1 protein-coding gene is annotated in these 230 nt (G+C 40.4%); it reads right to left on the bottom strand.

Translation table 11 applies throughout. From position 1 onward, the window contains the following. Positions 1 to 230: DUF3833 family protein (locus V6260_RS18765; RefSeq protein WP_341595587.1), on the bottom strand; the 230-nt coding region annotated here is incomplete at both ends.

A 230-nucleotide genomic window follows, 5' to 3' on the forward strand; every position in this document is an offset into this window, starting at 1 on the left:
TCTAAGGTTCTGCCATCATATGGAAGCTCTACATCGTAATTCCAATGAAATACGCTGGCATCACTTTTACCTTGCGCTGTAGCTATTACATCAGCTGCCGACCGCGTTAAAGTATTGTCTTTATTTAACGTTATTTTCCAATTACGCTTTTGAGTTTGGCCATCGTCATAAACAAAGTCTTCTTCAATAACACCCTGGTTACCTTCACAGCTCGCTTTCATATCTACGAC

The sequence above is a fragment of the Pseudoalteromonas aliena genome (genome assembly GCF_038155085.1).
Classification (GTDB): Bacteria; Pseudomonadota; Gammaproteobacteria; order Enterobacterales; family Alteromonadaceae; genus Pseudoalteromonas; species Pseudoalteromonas aliena_A.